A 2,473-nucleotide genomic window follows, 5' to 3' on the forward strand; every position below is an offset into this window, starting at 1 on the left:
TTCCCCGCCCGACTGGCAGCTGCGAGCGATCGCCGACCTCGTGACCGGAATCGGCGAAGGTTCTCTCGGGTACACCGCGCACCGGGCGGGTATCGACATCGAGAGCCTCGAGCGGTTCGTCGCAACGCTCGAGCCGGTGCTCGAGCGGGTCCCCCGGCCGCTGCGCTCGGTGGAGATCGCGGGCGGGCCGGGGGTCGACGAAGAACTCGTGCGCCTGGTGCGCCACCGGCTCGCGCCGTTCGCGCCGCTCGTATCCGAGGGCGCGCCTCGCCCACGCGGCACCGTTCAGGTGCTCGTCGCCAGCCACGCCGTGCATCCGGCCGCATATGCGGCCTCTCTCGGCGATGACGTCGTGCACGTCCCGGTGGTCTTCACCACGACGGGAATCACCATCGGCCCGCGCGTCGAACCGGGCGCGACGGCCTGCCTCGCGTGCGTCGACGCCGATCGGCGCGACCGCGATCCGGCGTGGCCGATGATCGCGGCTCAGCTGCTCACGGCGCCCACGCCCGAGATCGCCGATCACATTCTGGTCGAGGCCATCACGATGCTCGCCGGCTTCGTCTCCGGGGAGGAGGACCTCGCTCTCAGCGGCCACTCCGTGACGATCCCGAACCAGTCGATGCGCCGCGAGTGGCTCGCCCATCGCGCACATCCAGAGTGCGGATGCCGATCTCCTCGACGAAACGCGACACCCGACGCTCCGAGCGCCCCTCCCCGCGCGACCACGACAGCGACAGGCTTCGCGCGGCCCGCGTGATGCCCACATAGGCCAGTCGGCGCTCCTCGTCGACCTGCTCGAACGTCTGGGCGTACGAGATCGGCAGCAGTCCCTCCGACAACCCGACGAGGTGCACGTGGTGCCACTCGAGGCCCTTGGCGGCATGGAGGGTCGCGAAGGTCACCGTCTCCAGCGTCGGCTCGTGCTGGTCCTTCGCCCGGGCGAGCAGCGCGTCGGTGAACCCCTTGAGGGTCGTTCCGTCGGGCGCCTCGTCGGCCAGCCTCAGCAGGGCCGCGCGAGCCTCCCACGCATCACGGAGCGCTCCCCCCGCCGCGGGCGCCTCGTCGGTGTGGCCGAGCGAGCGGAGCACATCCCGCACCGAGCCCCGGAAGTCGTGCCCCGTGGGTGACACGGCTGCGGCTCGCAGCGCCATCACCGCCTGGCGCACCTGCGGCACGTCGAAGAAGCGCGCCCCGCCCAGCACCGTCACGGGGATGCCCGCATCGGCGAACGCCTGCACGAGCTCCGCCGACTGCGCGTGCGACCGGTACAGCACCGCGACCTCGCGAGGCGCCGTCCCCGACGCCAGCTGCGCCGCGACCGACGCGGCCACGCCCTGCGCCTCGGCTCGCTCATCGGGGTACGCCGTGAGCGACGTCGGCGGCGAGGCATCCGCCCTCCCCGCGGGCGGGTGCAGCTCAAGGGCGCCCGGACGTCCGCGCATGAGGGCGTTGGCGGTGCGCAGCACCTCGGGCACGCTGCGGTAGTTCGTCTCGAGGCGCACGACGCGGGCGTTCTCGTACCGCCGCTCGAACTCCAGCAGGAACCGGGCATCGGCGCCCGCGAACGAATACACCGTCTGGCTCGCGTCACCCACGACGCACACGTCGTGGCGCTGACCCACCCAGAGGTCCAGCAGATGCTGCTGCAGTGGCGAGACATCCTGGTACTCGTCGACGGTGAAGTGCCGGTACTGCTCCCGCACGGCCTGAGCGACACGCGGCTCCGCCTCGATCATGCCGGCGCACGCGAGGAGCACATCCTCGAAGTCCATCTGACGACGCTCATCCTTGAGCTTCTCGTAGGCCCGCATGAGTGCCGCGACAGCCGCGACATCCAACGAGCCGATCCCCCGGGGCCGGGCATCGACGTACGCCTCCACCGAACGCATGGTGACCTTGCGCCATTCGATCTCCGACGCGACGTCGCGCAGCGTCGCCGCCGACGGGTCCATGCCGATGCCGTCGGCGGCGTGGGCGAGCGCCCGCACCTTGCTGTCGACGATCGCGGGTACGGTGTCCCCCGCCACCTGAGGCCAGAAGAAGTTCAGCTGCGCGAGAGCTGCCGCGTGGAACGTCCGCGCCGACACCCCTTCGACCCCGAGAGCTCGCAGGCGCCCGCGCATCTCCCCCGCGGCCTTCGCCGTGAAGGTCACCGCCATCACCCGCTGCGGCGAGTAGGCGCCTGTCTCGACGCCGTGCGCGATACGGCGGGTGATCACCCTCGTCTTGCCGGTGCCGGCACCGGCCAGCACGCACACGGGGCCGCGGAGCGCGCGTGCGGCCTCCAGCTGGCGGTCATCGAGCCCGGAGAGCACTCCGGAGCCGGTCACGGCCGCTCCGCGTGCCAGGCCGTGATGAGACGGTAGGCGATCGAGGACGGACCGGGCAGCAGCAGATCGGATTCGCCGGCGAGTGCCCGACCGATCTCATCGCGGTGGAACCAGCGCACCTCGACGATCTCTTCGCCGTC

The 2,473-nt window shown here is 71.7% G+C and carries 2 protein-coding genes; both read right to left on the bottom strand.

The window, feature by feature from the left end:
* Window positions 1–598 (bottom strand): hypothetical protein (locus ASG00_RS15235; RefSeq protein ID WP_162238347.1); only part of this gene is annotated, 598 nt, incomplete at its 3' end.
* Window positions 588–2,333 carry an ATP-dependent helicase gene (locus ASG00_RS04565; RefSeq protein ID WP_082483055.1) on the bottom strand — a complete coding sequence of 582 codons (1,746 nt, stop codon included), beginning with the start codon at window positions 2,331–2,333 and terminating at the stop codon, window positions 588–590. The genes ASG00_RS15235 and ASG00_RS04565, both read right to left, overlap by 11 nt.
* Window positions 2,334–2,473 lie beyond the last annotated feature (140 nt).

It is taken from the genome of Microbacterium sp. Leaf351, from assembly GCF_001423825.1.
GTDB lineage: Bacteria > Actinomycetota > Actinomycetes > Actinomycetales > Microbacteriaceae > Microbacterium > Microbacterium ginsengisoli.